Here is a 21,825-nt window from a genome sequence, read left to right on the forward strand (position 1 = left end):
TCAGGCGAGGTCCAGGCCCAGCATGCGGATCGCGTTGCCGCGCATCAGCTTGTGGACGGTCTCGTCGTCCAGCCCCGCGACGTGGTCGAGGGCGACCTCCTTGGTGTGCGGGAAGGTCGAGTCCACGTGCGGGTAGTCGGTCTCGAAGGTGGCGTTGTCGCGGCCGACCACGTCGAGTGAGGCGACGCCGTGCTTGTCGCGGAAGAAGCAGCAGAAGATCTGCCGGTAGTAGTACGTGGACGGCGGCTCGGGGATCAGGTCGCGCACCCCGCCCCAGGCGCGGTGCTCCTCCCACACGTCGTCCGCCCGCTCCAAGGCGTACGGAATCCACCCCATCTGGCCTTCGCTGTAAGCGAGTCTGAGGGCGGGGAACTTCACCAGCACGCCGCTGAACAGGAAGTCCATCATCGACGCCATGGCGTTGTTGAAGCTCAGCGACGCCTGGACGGCGGGCGGCGCGTCGGGAGAGGCGGCGGGCATCTGCGAGCTGGACCCGATGTGCATGTTGACCACCGTCCCGGTCTCCTCGCACACCGCGAAGAACGGGTCCCAGTAGCCGGAGTGGATCGACGGGAGGCCCAGGTGGGTCGGTATCTCGCTGAACGTCACGGCCCGCACCCCGCGCCCCGCGTTCCGCCGCACCTCGGCGACGGCCAGGCCGATGTCCCACAGCGGGACGATGCACAGCGGGATCAGCCGCCCGCCGCTGTCACCGCACCACTCCTCCACCATCCAGTCGTTGTACGCGCGCACGCAGGCGAGGGCGACCTCCTTGTCCCGCGCCTCGGCGAAGGTCTGCCCGCAGAACCGGGGGAAGGTCGGGAAGCACAGTGACGCCTCGACGTGGTTGAGGTCCATGTCCTTGAGGCGCTCGGCCGGGTCCCAGCAGCCGGGGCGCATCTCGGCACGGGTGATGCCCTCCAGCGTCATGTCGTCGCGGTCGAAGCCGACGGCCGCGATGTTGCGCTTGTACGGGAACTTGAGGTCTTCGTAGATCCACCAGTCGGTGGCCGGGCCCGCCGGGTCCATGGTGATGACGTACTTGCCGCCGGTGTACGCCAGCTCGCCGATGCCGGCGGTCAGCGGCTGCGGGCCGCGCTCCCGGTACTTGGCCGGCAGCCAGGTCTCGAAGAGGTGCGCGGGCTCGATGACGTGGTCGTCGACGCTGACGATGCGCGGTAGCTCCATCTGGTTCCCCTCACCCGTTCCCGGTGACCGGTGACGCGTTTCTGATGGCCCGTCAGAAAGGAGGCTAGCCGCGCGCCACGAGGGCGACAAGGCACGCGGCCTCCCCGTCACGCAGGACCGTTACGGGGCTCCACCGGAACCGGCGGGCGGGTCAACCGAGGAGGTTCGTCGCCTAGTTGGGCCGGTAGGTGCCGGTGGCCTGGTCGTAGAGGCGGTCGACCTCGCGGCGGTCGTTGTCCGGGCCGATGACCTGGACGACGTGGTAGCGGCCGTTGTGGATCATCACGAGGTTGCGTACGTAGACCTGGCGGCCGCTGCTGTCCTGCCAGGTGAAGGTGCCCTCGGCCATCGCGGACCTGCCGACGTCGACGCGGCGCAGCCCGGAGGCGCCGGACCAGCTGGACTCGCGGTACGGGGCCAGCTCCGCCTCCTTGTCCTGCATGTATGCCATCGGGTCGCCGCCGAACCTGGAGGTGGTGTCCCGGCCCGGCACGATCAGCAGCTCGAAGTCGTTGCCCAGATAGCGGACCTGGCCGCGCTCGTTCTCGCCCCGGCGCTCCCACCCTTTGCGCACGGCGACCTGGAAGCCCTCCGGATCCTTGCGTACGGCGAAGCCCTCGGCGAGGCCGGCGGGTTCGGTGGTCTGCGGCTGCTGCACGCTCGGCCCCTGGCTGCCGGGCCGGTCGCCGGACGTGCCGTCGGGTGCCGGGCTCTGGGCGCCCACCGCGCCCGTACGCTCCCGGACGCTGTTCGCGCCGCCGCCCGAGCCCGACTTCGGCATGAACAGGGCCGCGTACAGGATCGCGGCCACCAGCAGCAGGAAGACCAGGCCCACCAGGAGCCGGCCGAGGTGACGCGGGCCGCGTCCGCCGGGGGGCCGGGTGCCCTGGAGGCGGCGGGGCTGCTTGGCGGGGCGGGGTTGCCTGGGCGCGCGGCCGGGTTCCGGCGGGCGGGCGGGGGTGTGGTCCGGGGGCGGTGGTGCGGCGTGGTGCTGGGAGGTGTGGTGATGGGGGGTTTGTATGTGGTCGGTGGGGTCCGGGGTGGGTATGGGGTGCGTCTCTCTGAAACGCTGCGGCTTCTTGAGGTGCTCGGGCCGGAGAGGGGCGGGAGCCTCCGCCAGGCCGGGGTGACCGTGCACGGCGGTCTCCCCGTGGGCGACGGCCTGGCGCTTGCCCTTCGGCTGCCGCGGCGGCTTGTCGGGGCGCGGCGGCCGGGACTGCCGGGCCTTCTTGTGACGCCCCTTGCGGACGAGTTCTCCCCGGCGCCGCAGGATCGGCAGCCGCCGCGAGTCGACAGGGCCCTCGACCGACGGGACGGTCACGACCCGGCTGCCCGCCTCCGGCTCCGGCGCGGTGCGGATCAGCGACCGCAGCCAGCCGCGCAGCTCCTCGAAGTCCGGGCGGTCGGCCGGGTCCTGCCGCATCAGCGACTCGACGACGGGCCGCAGCGCGCCGCACTCCTCGGCGTACGACGGCGGCTCCGAGCACACCAGCTGCACCAGCTCGGCGGCGCTGTCCTCGGGGTACGCGGGGTGCCCCTGCACGATGCGGAACAGCAGCGCGCCGACCGCCCACAGGTCGGTCGCGGGCCCGACCGGCGGCGCGAGCTGCCAGTTCGCGTGCACCGGCCCCGCCTGCTCCGGCGCCCAGCGCTCGGTGACCGGGCCGATCACGCTGATCCGCAGCTGGCGCGCCCGTTCGGCCGCGAGGGCCGCGCCCGGGCGGGCGGGCGCAACGGAGGGGGCCGGAGGTGCCGGTTCCTTGGCGAGGGAGGGCCGGGGTGCCGGCTCCGGCGCGGGCCGCTGCGCGGGGAGCGGGTGGGGCACCGTGCCGCCGCCGGTGCGCGGCCCGGGGCCCGGCAGGCTGCCGCCGTAGGTGGCACTGCCCGGCCGCTCCGGGGCCGATGGCGGAGGCGTGGCGATGTGGTCGCGGTAGGGGCTGAACCGGGCGTCGGCGGGGTGCTCGGTCGCGGGGGCGGTGTCCTGGCCTGCCGTGCGGGTGTCCTCGGTGGCCGTACGGGCGGCTGCCGCCCGGGTGCCCGCCTGGTAGGCGGCGATGGCGCCCGCGCGCGCCCGGCGTGCGTCCGGCTCCGGGGCCGGGTCCGTGGCGGGTGCCGGGGGCGGCGCGGGTTCCGCGGTCCGGGCCTGGGCCGGCACCGTCGCCCGCTGCTCCGTGCCCTCCCCCGGTACGGGGTCGTAGCCGCACAGCGCCTCCTGGGCCGCGCCCGCCGCCAGGCCGGTCAGGATCGCGCGGCCGTCGTCGCAGATCAGGACCGTGCGGACGGTGATGTTGCGGTGGGTCCAGCCGTGCGCGTGCAGGGCGCGCAGGGCGGTGAGGACGTCGGCGGCGACCTCGGCGGCCCGGTGCGGCGACAGGGGGCGTTCGGCGAGCAGCGCCGCCAGCGGCCGGGCGGCGACGCGCTCGCTGACGATCCACAGGCTGCCGTCCTGCGCGAAGACGTCGAAGACCTGGTCCAGTTGCGGGTGGTCGGGCAGCCGGGCCGCCGCGGTCGCGGCCTCCAGGGCGCGCCGTACCGCGGGCTCGTGGGGTGTCCGGTCGGCGCCGGGCGCACCGGGCCCGCGTCCGCCCGGTGCGGGCCGCCCGGCCTGGTGGCCGTCCAGCAGCTCCGCTTCCACGACCTCGGGCAGCGGCACCTGGCGTACGAGGACCTCCTGACCGCTGTACGTGTCGAAGGCGCGGGTCTCGGCGAACTCGTACTCGTCCGACGGCGGCACCGGCAGACGGTAGCGCTCGGCGAGCACTCTTCCCGCGTACTCGTCCACGACGCCTCCCCAGCAAGCGATTCGCGCCGCCTGCCCGTCTTTGTCCGGGAGCGCCCGGCACCACTGGTTACCCCCAGTGGTCAGAACCGGTCGCATTCCCTCCGATTGCGGCTGCGTACGGTCTTCGGGGTCTCACGATACGTTGCGGGGGCGCGGGTTGAGGAGCGCTCAGGCCAACAGCGCCCCAGGACTTCGTTCGCGCCCTGCGGCTGCCACCGCGCATGCCTCGCCGACCTGCGTACCGCTGCGGTACGCACGCCGCAGGACGTCAGTCCTTCATCTGGAACGTCGCGAAGGCGGTGTCCCGCAGTTGGCGGCACTCCGCCGCGTCCCAGGCGTCCGCCTTGCAGGTAATCATGATGGCGTAGCCGTGCTGGTCGTCCGCCTTGAAGCCGCGGTTGAGCACGCGTACGTCCTGGCCGCTCTGCTTGCGCGTGAACGCCCAGTCGGCGACCGTCGGGTAGCCGCGCCACTCGACCGGCTTGATATCGATGCGGTGGTAGTTCTGGACGCTGCCGCTGACGGCGGGCTCCAGGCCGCGCCAGGCGGCCGCCGCGTCGTTGCCCGGCTTGGCGTTGTAGTCGATCTGGACGCGCGGGAAGCCGCCCCCCGCGCTGTAGATGGCGCCGGAGTTCTGGCCCGCCGTGCTCGTCTGCTTCCAGCCGGCCGGCAGCGCCACGGAGAAGTGGAACCCGGCGTTCGACACCGCGCCGTAGCCCTGCGGTACGCCCTTGTCCTTACCGTCGGCGCCGGGCTTGCCGGCGTTCTGCTTGCCGTCCGACGGATGGCTTGAGGCGTCCTCGGCGGTGGCCGGGGGCGATACGGGCTGTCCGGTGGCGGCCGTACCGGCGTCAGCCGCCTTGCCGCCCTTCTCGTCGCTCCCGCCGAGCGCGAACGCGAGCACCGTACCCAGCACGGCGAGCACCACGACCACCGCGATGATGACGAGCGTGCGGCGCGGCACCACGTCGGTGACCGACGCGCGCGGCGGCCCCGACGGACGCGTCCCGTCGTCCGGCCTGGGCTCCGGGCGGGCGGCCGCGGCCGCGGCGACGGCCGCCTTGCGCACCGACTGGAACGCGTTGCGCAGCTTCTCCTTGGTGCTCTCCGAGTCAAAGCCCGTCCGGCCGGCCGAACCGACCGCCGTCGGCCAGTTCTTCGGCCCGTTGGTCGAGCCGTTCGTCGAAGTGGTCGTGGAGCCGGTCGTGGCACCGGTCTTCGCCGACTGCCCGGCCGTGCCACGCGCCACGGGCCCGGCCGCGGGCCTGGAGGGCGCACTCGTGCCCGTACGGGCGCCCGGCCCCGTGCGCGTACCGGCGGCCGACGCCGCGCGCACGCCCTGCGCCGGGGACGCCGCCGCACTTGGGCGCGACGAGCCGCCGCTCTCCGGCGCGCGTCTCCCGTCGTCCTTCGGGCGCGGCTTCGGCTTCCACTGCGGGCGCGGCGCCGACGGCTTGGACCGCGCCTGCTCCCGCTCGCGGTCCTTCTCCTTGCCGCGGTCCCTGGCCTTCGCACCACGCTCGTCCGCCGGCCGCTCCTCGGGGACGACCGGCAGGGCCATCGCCCGCGTCGCGTCCACGGCGGGCGGCTCGGGGCCGGTGTCCTCCGGGGCGCTGGCCGCGTCCAGCAGCAGCGCGCGCGCCGCCCGGTCGTCCAGCCGCGCCGCCGGGTCCTTCACCAGCAGCCCGTAGATGACCTCTTCCAGTACGCCGGCGCTCTTCGGCGGCTCCACCGGCTCGGTCATCACGGCGGTCAGCGTGGCGATCGCCGACCCCTTGTCGTACGGGGGCACGCCCTCGACGCAGGCGTACAGCAGGCCGCCCAGCGACCACAGGTCGGCCGGCGGGCCCGGCTTCTGGCCGCGCGCCCGCTCGGGCGAGATGTAGGACGGCGCGCCGACCAGCATGCCGGTCGAGGTCACGGAGGGGTCGCCCTCGACCTGGGCGATGCCGAAGTCGGTGAGCACGACCCGGCCGTCGTCGGACATGAGCACGTTCGAAGGCTTCACGTCGCGGTGCAGGATGCCCTCGCGGTGGGCGGCGCGCAGCACGTCGAGCACGGCGAGGCCGACATCGGCGGCGCGACGCGGCGTCAGCGGGCCGTCGTCGCGTATCAGCTCGGCGAGCGAGCGGCCCTCGACCAGCTCCATGACGATCCACGGGCGGTCGTCCTCGTCGACCACGTCATAGACCGTCACCGCGCTGTTGTTGCGGATCCGGGCGATCGCCTTGGCCTCCCGCAGCGTGCGGGTGATCAGGCGGCGCTTCTCGTCCTCCTCGACCCCGCCAGGGAAGCGCAGTTCCTTGACCGCGACCGTACGGCCGAGCACTTCGTCCCGTGCGCGCCAGACCGTACCCATTCCGCCCCGGCCGAGGACTTCGGCGAGCCGGTACCGGCCGGCGAGCAGCCTGCCCTCCTTGCCGTCCATCTCGACCTCGTCGCCCACTGAATCCCCTTCGCAATCCAGCCGAGTTGGCATCTCGAACACTTCTCGATCACCAAACTGGCCCAACTCGGACAACCCACCCTGGCGGAGCACTCATTCTCTCTCATCCGCGGCCGTGGGGAAGGCCAGGGTCCACGACTCGGCGCCTGTTGCGCACCCGCCATGATGGCCCGGACTGGCGTGATCCCTGCTCATGAGGGCATCGTCGGCGCGGTGACGGCGGGCTCCGGGCCGGAAACGACGACAGGAACGAGGACGGAAACCACGATGCGCTCCCCGCTTCTCGCCGCGCACCGGCGCGCCTGCGTCCGCCTTCTCGTCGTCGCTCTCACCCTGGCCGCCCTCGCCGCCCTCACCGCCACGGCCCCCACCGGCGACGGGGCCCCGCACCGCGGGGCCCCGCTCCCGGCCCCGGCCTCCCTCCCGCCGGACCGGACCGCGCCCGCGCTCCGCCGGCTGGTCGGCGACGGGGCGCCCGGCGCCGCGTCACTCAGCACCGTCGGCGCGCGCTCGCAGGCGTCCAGGTTCGTCACCGCCGGCGTGGCCGATCTGCGCAGCGGCCGCCGCATGCGGCGCGCCGACCACTTCCGGGCGGGCAGCCTGACCAAGCCCTTCGTGGCGGCCGTGGTGCTCCAGCTGGCCGCCGAGCACCGGCTCGGTCTGAACGACCCGGTGCCGGCCCTGCTGCCCGGCAGCCTCCGCACCACCGTCCGGGGCGCCGCCGGGCTCTCGCGCGTAACGGTCCGCCAACTCCTGGACCATACGAGTGGCTTGTACAACTACACCCGGGACCCACGGCTGGCCCGGCAGCTGTCCGGCAGCGGCTTCCGCGCCCACCGCTACGACCACCACACACCCGCCGAGCTGCTGCGCACCGCCCTGAGCCACCCGCCGACCGCGCCACCCGGCACCCGTTACGCGTACTCCAACACCAATTACCTGCTTCTGGGCATGGTCATCGAACACGTCACGGGACACCCGTACGCCGAAGAGGTGACGCGCCGCATCATCCGGCCCGCCCGGCTCTCCGGCACGTCCTTCCCCGGCTCCGACCCCGCACTGCCCGAGCCGTACGGGCGCGGCTACACCGTCGCCGGCGGCCGCCGGGTGGACGCCACCAGCATCGACCCGAGCCGCGCCGGCGCCGCGGGCGAGATGGTTACCACCCTCGGCGATCTCAACCGGTTCTTCGCCGCCCTCCTCGGCGGCAAGCTGCTGCCGCCGCGCGAGACGCGGCAGCTGCGCACCACGCAACGGACGGGCGGCGCGTACGGCCTGGGCCTGTACGCCGTCGAACTGCCCTGCGGCACCACCGTCTGGGGCCACAACGGCGACATCAACGGCTCTTACTCCCAAACCGCCACCACCACCGACGGCCGCCACACCCTGAGCTTCCACGTCAACACGGACAGCCCGCGCACGGCGGCGCTCGCCCCGTCCGTCCTCGCGGCGGAGTTCTGCGGGCCCGGCCCGCGGGGCGGCGCCTCCCGGCCGTAGCCGGAAGGCGCGACCGCCTACAGGGGCACGATGTCCGGCTACAGGGGCACGATGTCCGGCGCGCCCAACCTGGCCGCGTCCGCCGTCAGGTCGTCCGGCTGCCGCTGCGACTCCCGCTCCGCCTCCACCCGCTTCTCGTAGTGCTGCACCTCGCGGTCGACCTGGTCCGCGTCCCAGCCCAGCACCGGGGCCATCAGCTCGGCGCACTCGCGCGCGCTGCGCGTGCCGCGGTCGAAGGTCTCGATGGAGATGCGGGTGCGCCGGGTGAGGACGTCGTCGAGGTGGCGCGCCCCTTCGTGGGTGGCCGCGTACACGACCTCGGCCCGCAGGTAGTCGTCGGCGGCGGCCAGCGGTTCGCCGAGCGCCGGGTCGGCGACGACCAGTTCGAACAGTTCCTCCGCCATCGAGCCGTACCGGTTCAGCAGGTGCTCCACGCGGACCACGTGCAGCCCGGTGCGCGCCGCGGTGTGCGCGCGGGCGTTCCACATCGCCTTGTAGCCCTCGGCACCCACCAGCGGCACGTCCTCCGTGACGCAGTCCGCGACCCTCTGGTCGAGCCCGTGCACGGCCTCATCGACCGCGTCCTTGGCCATCACCCGGTACGTCGTGTACTTGCCGCCCGCGACCACGACCAGCCCCGGCACGGGGTGCGCGACCGTGTGTTCGCGCGACAGCTTGCTGGTGGCGTCCGACTCCCCGGCCAGCAGGGGCCGCAGGCCCGCGTACACGCCCTGGACGTCGTCGCGCGTGAGCGGCACCGCGAGCACCGTGTTCACGTGCTCCAGCAGGTAGTCGATGTCGGCGCTGGACGCCGCCGGGTGCGCCTTGTCCAGGTCCCAGTCCGTGTCCGTCGTGCCGACGATCCAGTGCCGGCCCCACGGGATCACGAACAGCACGCTCTTCTCGGTGCGCAGGATCAGCCCGGTCGTGGAGTGGATGCGGTCCTTGGGCACGACGAGGTGGATGCCCTTGGAGGCGCGCACGTGGAACTGGCCGCGCTCGTTGATCAGGCCCTGGGTGTCGTCGGTCCACACCCCGGTCGCGTTCACCACCTGGCGCGCCCGTACCTCGTACTCACCCCCCGCCTCCACATCCTGCACCCGGGCACCGACAACGCGTTCGCCCTCGCGCAGGAAGCCGACCACCCTGGCCCGGTTGGCGACCTCCGCCCCGTACCCGGCGGCGGTCCGCACCAGGGTCGTCACGAAGCGGGCGTCGTCCACCTGGGCGTCGTAGTACTGCAACGCGCCGACCAGGGCGTCCTTCTTCAGGCAGGGCGCCACCCTGAGGGCCTTCTTGTGCGAGAGGTGCCGGTGCACGGGCAGGCCGCGGCCGTGTCCCGAGGAGATCGACATGCCGTCGTAGAGCGCGACGCCGGAGCCCGCGTACCAGCGCTCCCAGCCCTTGTGGGTCAGCGGGTACAGGAACGGCACCGGCTTGACCAGGTGCGGAGCCAGCCGCTCCAGGAGCAGCCCGCGCTCTTTCAGCGCTTCGCGTACGAGCGCGAAGTCCAGCATCTCCAGGTAGCGCAGCCCGCCGTGGATGAGCTTGCTCGACCGGCTCGACGTGCCCGACGCCCAGTCGCGGGCCTCGACGAGCCCGGTGTCCAGGCCGCGGGTCGCCGCGTCCAGTGCCGTGCCGGCGCCGACGACCCCGCCGCCGACCACCAAAATGTCCAGCTCCCGCTCCGCCATCCGTGCGAGTGCCTCGGCACGCTGGGCCGGTCCGAGTGTCGCTGTCCTCACCGCTGCCTCCCGCTGTGGTCGGGGCCACACTCCCCGTCCGTCGATTTTGGCCGCGCCACCGGCCCGTATCCACCCTCGGGCGGACGCGGCAACACCCCGCCGCCCCGATCCACCAATCCCTATTCTGGGCCAAATGTCCGCTTAGTCTATTTATGCTCTTATGCTTCAACGCCTCATCCGGAACCGCTCGGGAAGGACGGCAGCCAGCCATGCCCGCAGACCTCGCCGTCATCGGACTAGGCCACATCGGTCTCCCCCTCGCCCAGGCCGCCACCGCCGCCGGCGTCGGCACCATCGGCTACGACCCCGAACCACCACCCCCGGCCACCGCCGCACCCCCCGAAGGGCGCCCGTGCGCCCACGGCTCGCTCACCCCGCCCGAACGCCGCCGGCTGGCGTCCGCCGGCTTCCGCACCACCGACGACCCGGCCGTCCTCGGCCGGGTCCGTACCGCCGTCATCTGCGCCCCCACCCCACTCGGCGAGGACGGCGCCCTCGACCTGACCGCGGTCGCCGACGCCGCCCGCGTACTGGCGGCGCGACTGCGCCCGCACACCACGGTCGTGCTCGAATCCACCGTCTACCCGGGCACCACCGAGGAATTCCTGCGCCCCCTCCTGGAGGAAGGCTCAGGACTGACCGCCGGACGCGACTTCCACCTCGCCTACTCCCCCGCGCGCCACGACCCCGGCAACCGCGCCCACCGCTACAACAACACCCCGAAAGTCATCGGCGGCCTCACACCCGCCTGCACCGAGGCGGCCGCCGCGTTCTACAACCGGCTCACCGACCGGGTGGTGCGCGCCCGCGGCCCGCGCGAAGCCGAGACCGCCAAGCTGCTGGAGACCAACTACCGCCACATCAACATCGCCCTGATGAACGAGATGGCGGTGCTCTGCCACGACATCGGCGTGGACCTGTGGGACGTGATCCGCTGCGCCGAGACCAAGCCGTTCGGCTACCAGGCGTTCCGCCCTGGCCCCGGCGTCGGCGGCCACGCGGCCCCCGTCGACCCCAACTACTACTCGTACAAGGGGCGTTCACTGGGCTATCCGCTGCGCATGGTGGAGCTGGCGCAGGAAGTCAACACCCGGATGCCGCGCTACGTCGTGCAGCGCTGCGCCACCCTGCTCAACGAGCACGGCAAGTCCGCGCGCGGCGCCCGCGTCCTGCTCCTCGGCGTCACGTACAAGCCGGACATCGGCGACGAGGAAGGCTCCCCCGCCCGCGAAGTCGCCTCCCGGCTCATGGAGTTGGGCGCGCACATCACCTACCACGACCCGTACGTCCACCAATGGCAGGTCCTGGACCGGCCCGTCCCGCGCGCCGACGCCCTCTACGAGGCGGCCGCCGGGGCCGACCTCACCCTGCTCCTCCAGCACCACCGCACGTACGACCTCCAGGGCCTGTCGGTGAAGGCGCAGCTGCTCCTGGACACCCGGGGGGCGACCCCTACCGGCGCCGCACACCGGCTCTGAGCTGCGGCCGGAGCCCCCTGACCGCTCACGGCAATAATTCCATAGTGGACATGTCAGGCCCGTCTGTTAATTTGTGTCCGCGCGCCGAACCGCCGCGCGCCCATCTCACCGACCGGCCCCGTGCGCGCCGCACGCTGCCCGTCTTCACTCCCGGGGGAACACCTTGAGCCAGTCCTGGCCGCCCGCGCCTCAGCAGCCGCAGCAGCCCTACCAGCAGCCGCAGGCCCCGTACGGCGCTCCCGCACCGGGCGGCTTCCCGCCGCCGACGGCCCCGCCGGCCGCCAACCCGGGCAACGCCGGGCTCGCCGTCGTCCTCGGCGTGGTCGCCATGCTGGTCGCGGCCGGGATCTACGGCGCGGTGCTCAAGGCCGTCGACGGCGCCTCGATCGGCTACGCGGCGCTCGCCGTCGGCGCGCTGATCGGCGCCGTCCTCGGCAAGGCCGGCGGCCGCAACGCCGCCCTGCCGGTCGTCGGCGCGGTACTGGGCCTGCTCGGCCTCTACCTCGGCCAGGTCTTCGGCATGGCCCTCCTCACGGCCGACGCCGCGCACGCCACGCTCACCGAAACCGTCTTCGACCACTTCGACCTGGTCCACGCGGTGTGGAAGGAGTACCTCGGCGCGATCGACATCGTCTTCTACCTGCTGGCCGGGGCCGGCGGCTTCCAGGTCGCCAAGAAGCTCGGCGCCTGACACCGGCACGCACGACGCGAAGGGCCCGGACCGCACGGGGAAGTGCGGTCCGGGCCCTTCGGCGTCTACGGGCGCGTCAGCGGTTGTCGTGCTGCGACGGCGCGACCGTCACCTCGACCCGCTGGAACTCCTTCAACTCGGAGTAACCGGTGGTCGCCATCGCCCGGCGCAGCGCGCCGAAGAAGTTCATCGAACCGTCCGGCGTGTTCGAGGGACCGCACAGGATCTCCTCGGTGGTGCCCACCGCGCCCAGGTCCATCCGCTTGCCGCGCGGCACGTCCGCGTGCACGGCCTCCATGCCCCAGTGGTGGCCGCGGCCCGGCGCGTCCGTGGCGCGCGCCAGCGGCGAGCCCATCATCACCGCGTCCGCGCCGCAGGCGATGGCCTTGGGCAGGTCGCCCGACCAGCCCACGCCGCCGTCCGCGATCACGTGCACGTACCGGCCGCCGGACTCGTCCATGTAGTCGCGGCGCGCCGCGGCCACGTCGGCCACCGCGGTCGCCATCGGCACCTGGATGCCGAGCACGTTACGGGTGGTGTGCGCGGCGCCGCCGCCGAAGCCGACCAGCACGCCCGCCGCGCCGGTGCGCATCAGGTGCAGGGCCGCGGTGTACGTGGCGCAGCCGCCGACGATCACCGGCACGTCCAGCTCGTAGATGAACTGCTTCAAGTTCAGCGGCTCGGCCGCCGAGGAGACGTGCTCGGCGGAGACGGTGGTGCCGCGGATCACGAAGATGTCCACGCCGGCGTCCACGACGGCCTTGGAGAACTGGGCCGTCCGCTGCGGCGAGAGCGCGGCGGCGGTCACCACACCGGAGTCGCGCACCTCCTTGATGCGCTGCCCGATCAGCTCTTCCTTGATCGGCGCGGCGTAGATCTCCTGGAGTCGCTTGGTGGCGGCGTCCCCGTCCAGCTCCGCGATCTCCGCGAGCAGCGGCTCCGGGTCCTCGTAGCGCGTCCAGAGCCCTTCCAGGTTCAGTACGCCCAGGCCGCCCAGCTCGCCGATGCGGATCGCGGTCTGCGGCGAGACGACCGAGTCCATCGGGGCCGCCAGGAACGGCAGCTCGAAGCGGTAGGCATCGATCTGCCAGGCGATCGAGACCTCCTTCGGGTCGCGGGTGCGCCGACTCGGTACGACGGCGATGTCGTCGAAGGCGTATGCCCGGCGGCCGCGCTTGCCGCGCCCGATCTCGATCTCAGTCACGTGTGTGGCCTTTCCCTCTACGTATGCCGTTCCAGTATCCCCGACACGCGAAAGCCCGCGGCCTGACGGTCGCGGGCTCCCTCGTGTGCGCGCTGGTACGGGTCAGCGCCGCGCGTAGTTCGGCGCCTCGGTCACCATCTGGACGTCGTGCGGGTGGCTCTCCTTGAGGCCCGCCGCCGTGATGCGGACGAAGCGGCCCTTCTCCTTGAGCTCCTCGATGTTCGCGGAGCCGACGTAGCCCATGGAGGCGCGCAGGCCGCCGACGAGCTGGTGAGCCACCGAGCCGAGCGGGCCGCGGTAGGGGACCTGGCCCTCGATGCCCTCGGGGACGAGCTTGTCCTCGGAGAGGACGTTGTCCTGGAAGTAGCGGTCCTTGGAGAAGGAGCGCGCCTGGCCGCGGGACTGCATGGCGCCCAGCGAGCCCATGCCGCGGTACGACTTGAACTGCTTGCCGTTGATGAAGACCATCTCGCCCGGCGACTCCTCGCAGCCCGCCAGCAGCGAGCCCAGCATGACCGTGTCGGCGCCCGCCGCGATGGCCTTGGCGATGTCGCCGGAGAACTGCAGGCCGCCGTCGCCGATCAGCGGCACGCCCGCCGCGTTCGCGGCCTGCGCGGCCTCGTAGATCGCGGTGACCTGCGGCACGCCGACACCGGCGACGACGCGGGTCGTACAGATGGAGCCGGGGCCCACGCCGACCTTGATGCCGTCCGCGCCGGCGTCGATCAGCGCCTGGGCGCCGTCGCGGGTGGCGACGTTGCCGCCGACCACGTCGACGCGGGTGTTGGACTTCACCTTGGCGATCATGTCGAGGATGCCGCGGCTGTGGCCGTGCGCGCTGTCCACGACCAGGAAGTCGGCACCGGCCTCGACGAGCGCCTGGGCCCGGTCGAACGCCTCGTCGCCGACGCCCACCGCGGCACCGACGACCAGGCGGCCTTCGGCGTCCTTGGCCGCGTTCGGGTACTTCTCGGCCTTCACGAAGTCCTTGACCGTGATCAGGCCCTTGAGGACGCCCGCGTCGTCGACCAGCGGCAGCTTCTCGATCTTGTGGCGGCGCAGCAGCTCGATGGCGTCCTCGCCGGAGATGCCGACCTTGCCGGTGACCAGCGGCATCGGGGTCATGACCTCGCGCACCTGGCGGCTGCGGTCCAGCTCGAAGGCCATGTCGCGGTTGGTGACGATGCCCAGCAGCTTGCCCGCCGGGTCCGTCACCGGCACGCCGCTGATGCGGAACTTCGCGCACAGCGCGTCCGCCTCGGCGAGCGTGGCGTCCGGGCGGACCGTGATCGGGTCGGTGACCATGCCGGACTCGGAGCGCTTGACCAGGTCGACCTGGTTGGCCTGGTCCTCGATGGACAGGTTGCGGTGCAGCACGCCGGCGCCGCCCTGCCGCGCCATGGCGATCGCCATCCGCGCCTCGGTGACCTTGTCCATGGCGGCGGAGAGCAGCGGGATGTTCACCCGGACGTTGCGCGAGACCCGGGACGAGGTGTCGACCGCGTTGGGCAGCACCTCGGAGGCGCCGGGCAGCAGCAGCACGTCGTCATATGTCAGACCGAGCATCGCGAATTTGGCGGGCATTCCGTCGACGTTGTCAGTCATGACACCTTCCCAAATGGTCTTGCCTCAGCGCGGACACCCATGCTAACGGCCACCACAGGCGTCTCATTCCACGGTCGATGACGACCGCGTCACTTGGAGGTTCCTACGGAAGCGGACCACCTCGGCGGTGCGTTCCTACGGCCGCACGTTCCCTCGACTGTACGTTCCCCCGGCGCGCCCGTGTGCGGCGCGCCGGACGGCCCGTACGGTCACTGCTCGGCCAGGGCCCGCAGCCGGCTCAGCGCCCGGTGCTGCGCGACCCGCACCGCGCCCGGCGACATCCCCAGCATCTGCCCGGTCTCCTCGGCCGTCAGCCCGACCGCGACCCGCAGCAGCACCAGCTCACGCTGGTTCTCCGGCAGGTTGGCCAGCAGCTTCTTGGCCCACTCGGCGTCGCTGCTGAGCAGCGCGCGCTCCTCGGGGCCCAGCGAGTCGTCGGGCTGCTCGGGCATCTCGTCGGACGGCACGGCCGTGCTGCCGGGGCCCCGCATCGCGGCCCGCTGGAGGTCGGCGACCTTGTGGGCGGCGATGGCGAAGACGAACGCCTCGAAGGGCTTTCCGGTATCCCGGTAGCGCGGCAGCGCGCACAGGACCGCGACGCAGACCTCCTGCGCCAGGTCCTCGACGAAGTGGCGCGCGTCACCCGGCAGCCGGGACAGCCGGGTACGGCAGTAGCGCAGCGCGAGCGGGTGCACGTGGGCCAGCAGGTCGTGCGTGGCCCGGCGGTCGCCCTCCACTGCGCGTGCGACGAGATCGCCGATCTCCTGAATCCCGTCATCGCGCATCGGTCCATGGTGCCTTGGCGCGGCGCGATCCGCGGCATCAGGTCCGTACTTGTGCACCGAAGCGTTATGAGCGGCAGGTGCGCCGGCTGTCATCTCCCGCGCCCTCCCCTCGCACCGGATCGGCCCGTCCCCGAGGAACTCCATACCTCAAGGATGCGGCACCGCGCGCGGAACCGAGATGCCGCTCGGTGACCGGCGCCCGCGAGGCCGCCCGCCGCCCCGCCCGCCACAGGGCGGGCGGGGACCCTCACACCCCCGCAACACTGCACGTCACGGGGTCCTAGCGGACCAGACCCCAGCGGAAACCGAGCGCCACCGCGTGGGCCCGGTCGGAGGCGCCGAGCTTCTTGAACAGCCGCCGGGCGTGCGTTTTGACCGTGTCCTCGGAGAGGAACAGCTCACGGCCGATCTCCGCGTTGGAGCGGCCGTGGCTCATGCCCTCCAGCACCTGGATCTCGCGCGCGGTGAGCGTCGGCGCGGCACCCATCTCGGCGGACCGCAGCCGGCGCGGGGCGAGCCGCCAGGTGGGGTCGGCGAGGGCCTGGGTGACCGTCGCGCGCAGCTCGGCGCGCGAGGCGTCCTTGTGCAGATAGCCGCGGGCGCCGGCGGCGACCGCCAGCGCGACCCCGTCGAGATCCTCGGCGACCGTGAGCATGATGATGCGGGCGCCCGGGTCGGCGGAGAGCAGCCGGCGCACCGTCTCGACTCCGCCCAGCCCGGGCATCCTCACGTCCATCAAGATCAGGTCGGAGCGATCGGCGCCCCAGCGGCGGAGGACTTCCTCGCCGTTGGCCGCCGTCGTCACACGCTCTACACCGGGCACGGTCGCGACCGCGCGGCGGAGCGCCTCTCGGGCAAGCGGGGAGTCGTCACAGACGAGGACGGATGTCATGACCGCCCTCCGCAGCTGATGCGCGTCACCTTGAGCCTCCAGGCTGGTACGTATCGTCACCTGAGCGATCGACCGCCTCGGACACCTGCCCGAGGACTACCTCCATCAACCGCTTCCGCCCTCTCAACGATGGTCACTCGAAAGAGTTACGGGTTGGGCAGCCGCCTTCGACACTCTACGTGAGGGCCCGGACACGCAGAAGATGGAACGCCAACCACCACCCCTCTTCATGCCTCTATGCCCTATTTGGTGGCTTTTCTTCCGTTTTCACGGTGTCTGTGGCTAGATTCGCAATGAGTCATATTTACATCTACTTAGACAGTAGATGTACGGTCGTGAGGGCCGAGCCCGAACCGGTACCGCTTCGAGGGGACTAGCAATGGCAGATTTCTCCCGCCTTCCGGGCCCGAACGCAGACCTCTGGGACTGGCAGTTGCTCGCCGCGTGCCGTGGCGTCGACAGTTCGCTCTTCTTCCACCCCGAGGGCGAGCGCGGCGCCGCCCGCAGCGCACGTGAGACCTCGGCGAAAGAGGTGTGCATGCGCTGCCCGGTACGCGCCCAGTGCGCGGCGCACGCCCTGGCGGTGCGCGAGCCCTACGGGGTCTGGGGCGGACTGACGGAGGACGAGCGCGAAGAACTGATGGGCCGGGCGCGGCACCGGCTGGTGCCGGCGGCGGTCGCGGTCGGGCACCCGGGCGCCAACACCGCGTGAAGAAACGTTTCCTCTGAGTTTTCCCCCGATCGGCCCAACCCGCAGGCCCAACCCGCAGGCCGCACCGCATGAGGGGGTTCAGCTGCGGGACGGCTTCAACCGCGGGAGGGGTTCAGCCGCGGACCGCGCCCGCGAGCTGGTCGAGCATCGCCTCCACCGCCGGGACCCGCGCCAGGTCCGGCAGCGTGAGCGCCACGATCTCGCGCTGCACGCACGGCTCCATCGTGACCGTACGGGCCCCCTTGGGCCGTACCGAGGCCAGCGCCAGCTCCGGCAGCACGGCGACGCCGAGGCCCGCGCCCACCAGGCCGATCACCGCCGGGTAGTCGTCCGTCGCGAAGTCGATGCGCGGCGTGAAGCCCGCCCCCTCGCAGACCTCGACGAGATGCCGGCGGCAGCGCGGGCAGCCCGCGATCCACGGCTCGTCCGCCAGGTCGGCGAAGCGCGCCGTACCGGCACCGGCCAGCCGGTGGGAGTCCGGGACCAGCCCGACCAGCCGGTCGACCAGCACCGGCCGCACGACCAGGTCGTCCCACTCCGCCTCGGCCGCCGGGTCGGCGCCGCGCACCTCCGGGTAGCGGAAGGCCAGCGCGATCTCGCAGTCCCCGTTGCGCAGCATCTCGATCGAGCGCGGCGGCTCGGCCTCGACCAGGGAGACCCGGGTGCCGGGGTGGGCGGCGCGCATCGCGGCCAGCGCGGTGGGCACCAGCGTCGAGCTGCCGGAGGGGAAGGAGACCAGCCGCACCCGGCCGGCCCGCAGGCCCGCGATGGCGGCCACTTCCTCCTCGGCGGCGGTGAGCCCGGCCAGGATGCCGGTGGCGTGCCGTACCAGCGCCTCGCCCGCCTGCGTCAGCCGCATCTCGCGGCCGGTACGGATCAGCAGCGGGGTGCCCGCCGACTGTTCCAGTGCCTTCATCTGCTGGCTGACGGCGGGCTGGGTGCAGCCCAGCTCGCGGGCGGCGGCGGAGAAGGAGCCGGTCCGGGCGACGGCGCGCAGCACACGGAGATGACGGGCCTCGATCATGCTTAGAGCATAAGCGAGCCTTGGAGCAGGAAAGAAATAATCGGTAGCGGCTTTGGCCGGTTCCCCGTAGCGTGCCCGCATGGAGCTTCTGTCTGTGAACGTGGGGCGGCCGCGGCCCATGGAGTACCGCGGTGCCACGGGCAGTACGGGCATCGGCAAGCAGCCCGTCGACGGGCCGGTGGCGGTGTCCGCACCCGGCCCCAAGGGCGTCGCCGGCAGCGGCCTGGCCGGGGACGCGGTGGTCAACCTCCAGCACCACGGCGGCGACGACCAGGCCGTGTACGCGTACGCCCGCGAGGACCTGGACGCCTGGGAGAAGGAGCTGGGCCGCGCGCTGCCCGCCGGGATGTTCGGCGAGAACCTCACCACCAGCGGCCTGGACGTGACCCACGCGCGGATCGGCGAACGCTGGCGGGTCGGCCCCCGGCTGCTGCTGGAGGTGACCTCCGCGCGCATCCCCTGCATGACCTTCCAGGGGCGGCTGGGCGAACCGGGCTGGATCAAGCGCTTCACGCAGGCCGGCGTGCCCGGCGCGTATCTGCGGGTCGTCGAGCCGGGCGAGATCCGGGCCGGGGACACCATCACCGTCGAGCACCGGCCCGACCACGACGTGACGATCGCGCTCGCGTTCCGTGGCATGACCACGCAGCGCGAGGTGCTGCCGCGGCTCCTGGAGGCGGGCGAGGCGCTGCACCCGGAGCTGCGCGAGTTGGCACACAAGTACATCCGCACCCAAGGGGCTTGAACCCGGGCGAACAGGGGACGCGGCCGCCCGTCCTGGTGTACCGGCCGGGGCGGTTGGCGTGCCCGTATGCGGATAGCGTGCCCGTATGACGACTGCATTGATTACGGGAGCGACGGCGGGCATCGGCGCCGCTTTCGCCCGCCGGCTGGCGGGTGACGGCCACAACCTGGTGCTGGTGGCACGCAACGAGAAGCGGCTGCGCGAGCAGGCCACCGAACTGCACGACCGGCACGGCGTGGAGGCGTCCGTCCTGGTCGCCGACCTGGCGACGGACGACGGTATCGCCACGGTCGAGGAGCGGCTCGCCGACCGCACCCATCCGGTGGACCTGCTGGTCAACAACGCGGGCTTCGGCAACAAGGGTGAATTCCTGGACGTGCCGATGGCCGACGAGCTCACGATGCTCAAGGTGCACTGCGAGGCGGTGCTGCGGCTGACGTCGGCGGCGCTCAAGGGGATGCGCGAGCGGCGCCGCGGCGGGGTCGTCAACGTCGCCTCGGTGGCCGCGTTCGTGCCGCGCGGCACGTACGGGGCGAGCAAGGCGTGGGTCGTGCAGTTCACCCAGGGCGCCGCCCGCGACCTGGCGGGCAGCAACGTACGGCTGATGGCGCTGTGCCCCGGCTTCGTGCGGACCGAGTTCCACGAGCGGGCCGGGATGGGGACCGACAACATCCCCGACTGGATGTGGCTGGACGCCGACAAGCTGGTGGCCGCGGCGATGAAGGACCTGGCGCGCGGCAAGTCGCTGTCGGTCCCCGACCCGCGCTACAAGGCGCTGATGGGCGCGGCGAAGCTGGCGCCGCGCAACCTCCTCGGCGGCATCACGTCGAAGACGGGGCGCAAGTACGGCCCGCAGTGACGCGCCGGGGTACGGGCCGTGGCCGGGGTACGGGCCGTGCGCGGGGCGCGCGCGGCACGCGGTCCGGTGTCACGGCCCGTAATCCGGCGTCGGAAACGGGTACTTACGGCGCGGTGGCGGTGTCCGCGGTGAGGGACAGGGCGTTGGTGGTGCCGTCCTCCCAGGTCACGTGGATGTCGTAGGGCCCGGTGAGCCGGACCTCGGCCAGCTGGTCCACGGGCGCGGGTGCGGGCTCGGCGGTGAGCGAGGCGAGCGAGATGAAGAGGGCTCCTTCGGGAGCGTCCGGCACCGTGCCGTCGAGACAGGCGGTGCGGGAGTGCTCCCCGAACGGCGTGCTGCCGGTCGGCACGGTCCGGGCCTGCCCGGAGTTCTTGGCGAAGCCGTACACGGCGTGGAGCTGGGCGGCCGGCCCGTCGTCCGTGACGGCCCAGCCGGTCTGCCGTACGGCCGTGCCGGGGGCGGCACCGGTGACGAGGTGGACGCGCACCTCGGCGCGGCCGTGCGCCAGGGTCGCGGACAGCACCCGTACGCCGGCCAGTTCGGAGCCGTCCGCGCGGTGCGGGGTGTGCGCCGAGGCGGCCCACCCGGGGCCGCTGCCGCGCGGTTCCACCGGCCCGCGACCGGTGGGCGCGCCGTCCACGAGCAGCGCGAAGTGGTTGTCCGGGGTCTCGGCGGGGGTGGTGTCCGAGCCGGGGTTGGCGGACGTGTCCGCGGTGGTCCCGGCGTTCTCCGCGGCCGAGGGGCCCGTACGCGTCGAGTAGGCGAACCGCGCGTAGTGCGGGTCGTTCGGCCCGAAGACCGAGCTGCTGCCGTGGTTGTGCAGCCTGACCAGCCCGTCGGCCTTGGTGGACTGGACGAGCAGGCCCGGCGCGCGCAGCGTAGTGACGGCGTCGGCGGTCTCGGCGGGCAGCGGCTCCTCGCGCTCGGTCCACACCGGGTGGCCGGCGGGGAGCAGCAGGCCGAGGAGGCCCTTGGACGCCCAGTAGGGGGAGGCCGGTCCGGAGTAGCCCTGGAGGAAGGGCGCGTACGGGCCGTACCAGCCGAGCGGCAGCAGCCCCTCGGAGGTGACGGCACCGCGCTCCAGGAAGTGCCGGAGCGTGCCGGAGGCCAGGCGGCGGGTGGCGCCGGGGCTGAGCGGGGTGTGGCCGGTGAGCGCGCCGGCCCAGGGGGCGGCGAGGGCGGCGAAGCGGTAGGTGAGCGAGCGGCCGAAGGGCATGGGCGCGCCGTTGGCGTCGAACGTGCGGCGGAATCCGTCGAGGTGCGCGCGCAGCCGCTTGCCGTAGGTGTCCAGCAGTGCGCGGTCGCCGGAGAGGTGGGCGTGCAGGACGGGATAGAAGTGCAGCGCCCAGCCGTTGTAGTGGTCGAACGCCTGGTTGTCGCCGTCGCTGTACCAGCCCTCGCCCCGGTACCAGCCCTCGATCCGGTCCAGCGCGCGGTCGACGGACGCCTGCGCGCGTTCCGTCTCGATGCCCGCGTCGAGGAGGAAGCCGCCGACGGTGAGGCCGAACAGCCACCAGTTGTTGTCGATGGGCGGCGGGTCGAGGGCGGGCAGCAGCCAGTCCACGGCCCGTGCGCGGACCTTGTCGTCCAGCGTGTCCCACAGCCAGGGGCGGGTCAGCCGCAGGCCGAGGGCGACGGAGGCGGATTCGACGATGGCCTGGTGGGTGTCGGGCACGACCGGCCACGCGTCGGGGTGGCGGCCGCCGAGGCCCGGCTCGGTCACCGGGTGCTCGGTGCCGGCGGCGAGCCCTTCGGCGTACCGGGCGAGGTGGCCGTGCGGGTCCCGGCCGCCGTCGCCGGCCACCCGGAACGCCGCCGCCAGGAAGGTGCGGGCGTAGCCTTCGAGGCCGTCGGAGCGCGGCCCGGCCCAACTGGGGCGGGCACCGGGGAGGTTGATCAGGCCGTTGCGGGGCGAGGCGTACGGGGCGACCGCTCCCAGGAGGCTGTCGGCCGCGGTTTCCCAGTGTGCGCGGGTCCAGCCGGTGTACGGACTGCGCTCACGGTCCTCGGGAAGGCGGGCGGCCGCGAGGCCGGCGTGGAGCGGTAATGACGGCACGGACATGGTGTTTTCCTTACGGACGGCGTCGCGAAAATCCTGAACTCGCCGGAAACGATCGTCAATAGGGCAAGATCGAACGATCGATCGATGGGTCGTTCGATCACCCTCGGCTA

Annotated in this window: 16 protein-coding genes; 6 read left to right on the forward strand and 10 right to left on the reverse strand. The window is 72.8% G+C overall.

What is annotated here, in order from left to right; all coding sequences use genetic code 11:
- From ACH4OW_RS19530 to ACH4OW_RS19540, 3 genes are all read right to left on the reverse strand, one after another.
- Entirely contained in the window at positions 1-1,188 is a 1,188-nt protein-coding gene (locus ACH4OW_RS19530) for an amidohydrolase family protein (RefSeq protein ID WP_398029218.1), read from the reverse strand.
- A 172-nt stretch (positions 1,189-1,360) separates the two neighbouring features.
- Positions 1,361-3,970 (reverse strand): hypothetical protein, encoded by a 2,610-nt coding sequence (locus ACH4OW_RS19535; RefSeq protein WP_398029220.1) that lies wholly within the window; start codon positions 3,968-3,970, stop codon positions 1,361-1,363.
- 268 nt (positions 3,971-4,238) lie between these two features.
- Positions 4,239-6,398: a protein kinase gene (locus ACH4OW_RS19540; RefSeq protein ID WP_398029488.1), complete on the reverse strand. Its 2,160-nt coding sequence runs from the start codon at positions 6,396-6,398 to the stop codon at positions 4,239-4,241.
- A gap of 285 nt (positions 6,399-6,683) precedes the next feature.
- Here ACH4OW_RS19540 and ACH4OW_RS19545 point away from each other — a divergent pair, with 285 nt between their 5' ends.
- Positions 6,684-7,913: a serine hydrolase domain-containing protein gene (locus ACH4OW_RS19545; RefSeq protein ID WP_398029222.1), complete on the forward strand. Its 1,230-nt coding sequence runs from the start codon at positions 6,684-6,686 to the stop codon at positions 7,911-7,913.
- 38 nt (positions 7,914-7,951) lie between these two features.
- Here ACH4OW_RS19545 and ACH4OW_RS19550 read toward each other — a convergent pair whose 3' ends face one another.
- Complete coding sequence (locus tag ACH4OW_RS19550) at positions 7,952-9,658, reverse strand: glycerol-3-phosphate dehydrogenase/oxidase (protein WP_360124367.1); 1,707 nt, start codon at positions 9,656-9,658, stop codon at positions 7,952-7,954.
- 209 nt (positions 9,659-9,867) lie between these two features.
- Here ACH4OW_RS19550 and ACH4OW_RS19555 point away from each other — a divergent pair, with 209 nt between their 5' ends.
- Complete coding sequence (locus tag ACH4OW_RS19555) at positions 9,868-11,136, forward strand: nucleotide sugar dehydrogenase (protein WP_360124370.1); 1,269 nt, start codon at positions 9,868-9,870, stop codon at positions 11,134-11,136.
- Positions 11,137-11,299: 163 nt separating this feature from the next.
- Positions 11,300-11,827, forward strand: a complete 528-nt coding sequence (locus tag ACH4OW_RS19560; RefSeq protein ID WP_360124373.1) for a hypothetical protein — start codon at positions 11,300-11,302, stop codon at positions 11,825-11,827.
- 76 nt (positions 11,828-11,903) lie between these two features.
- Here ACH4OW_RS19560 and ACH4OW_RS19565 read toward each other — a convergent pair whose 3' ends face one another.
- The 4 genes from ACH4OW_RS19565 to ACH4OW_RS19580 all read right to left on the reverse strand — a co-directional run bounded on the left by ACH4OW_RS19565 (position 11,904) and on the right by ACH4OW_RS19580 (position 16,313).
- Entirely contained in the window at positions 11,904-13,031 is a 1,128-nt protein-coding gene (locus tag ACH4OW_RS19565) for a GuaB3 family IMP dehydrogenase-related protein (protein WP_360124376.1), read from the reverse strand.
- A gap of 102 nt (positions 13,032-13,133) precedes the next feature.
- Positions 13,134-14,636 carry an IMP dehydrogenase gene (gene guaB, locus ACH4OW_RS19570; RefSeq protein WP_360124378.1) on the reverse strand — a complete coding sequence of 501 codons (1,503 nt, stop codon included), beginning with the start codon at positions 14,634-14,636 and terminating at the stop codon, positions 13,134-13,136.
- A 209-nt stretch (positions 14,637-14,845) separates the two neighbouring features.
- Positions 14,846-15,421, reverse strand: a complete 576-nt coding sequence (locus tag ACH4OW_RS19575) for a sigma-70 family RNA polymerase sigma factor (RefSeq protein WP_277994245.1) — start codon at positions 15,419-15,421, stop codon at positions 14,846-14,848.
- Positions 15,422-15,701: 280 nt separating this feature from the next.
- Positions 15,702-16,313 carry a response regulator transcription factor gene (locus ACH4OW_RS19580; RefSeq protein WP_003948568.1) on the reverse strand — a complete coding sequence of 204 codons (612 nt, stop codon included), beginning with the start codon at positions 16,311-16,313 and terminating at the stop codon, positions 15,702-15,704.
- A 379-nt stretch (positions 16,314-16,692) separates the two neighbouring features.
- On the opposite strand from ACH4OW_RS19580, the gene ACH4OW_RS19585 reads away from it, so the two are divergent.
- The gene (locus tag ACH4OW_RS19585) at positions 16,693-17,025 is read left to right on the forward strand and encodes a WhiB family transcriptional regulator (protein ID WP_360124383.1); all 333 of its coding nucleotides are present in this window, start codon (positions 16,693-16,695) and stop codon (positions 17,023-17,025) included.
- 112 nt (positions 17,026-17,137) lie between these two features.
- Here ACH4OW_RS19585 and ACH4OW_RS19590 read toward each other — a convergent pair whose 3' ends face one another.
- Complete coding sequence (locus ACH4OW_RS19590; RefSeq protein WP_360124385.1) at positions 17,138-18,049, reverse strand: LysR family transcriptional regulator; 912 nt, start codon at positions 18,047-18,049, stop codon at positions 17,138-17,140.
- Between the two features lie 79 nt (positions 18,050-18,128).
- On the opposite strand from ACH4OW_RS19590, the gene ACH4OW_RS19595 reads away from it, so the two are divergent.
- Positions 18,129-18,794: an MOSC domain-containing protein gene (locus ACH4OW_RS19595; protein ID WP_398029227.1), complete on the forward strand. Its 666-nt coding sequence runs from the start codon at positions 18,129-18,131 to the stop codon at positions 18,792-18,794.
- 85 nt (positions 18,795-18,879) lie between these two features.
- On the forward strand, positions 18,880-19,653 hold the full coding sequence (locus tag ACH4OW_RS19600; RefSeq protein WP_360124391.1) for an SDR family oxidoreductase: 774 nt from the start codon (positions 18,880-18,882) through the stop codon (positions 19,651-19,653).
- Between the two features lie 103 nt (positions 19,654-19,756).
- Here ACH4OW_RS19600 and ACH4OW_RS19605 read toward each other — a convergent pair whose 3' ends face one another.
- Positions 19,757-21,715: a DUF2264 domain-containing protein gene (locus tag ACH4OW_RS19605; protein WP_360124394.1), complete on the reverse strand. Its 1,959-nt coding sequence runs from the start codon at positions 21,713-21,715 to the stop codon at positions 19,757-19,759.
- Between the last annotated feature and the right edge of the window lie 110 nt (positions 21,716-21,825).

Source organism: Streptomyces sp. NPDC017056, assembly GCF_044332485.1.
GTDB lineage: Bacteria > Actinomycetota > Actinomycetes > Streptomycetales > Streptomycetaceae > Streptomyces.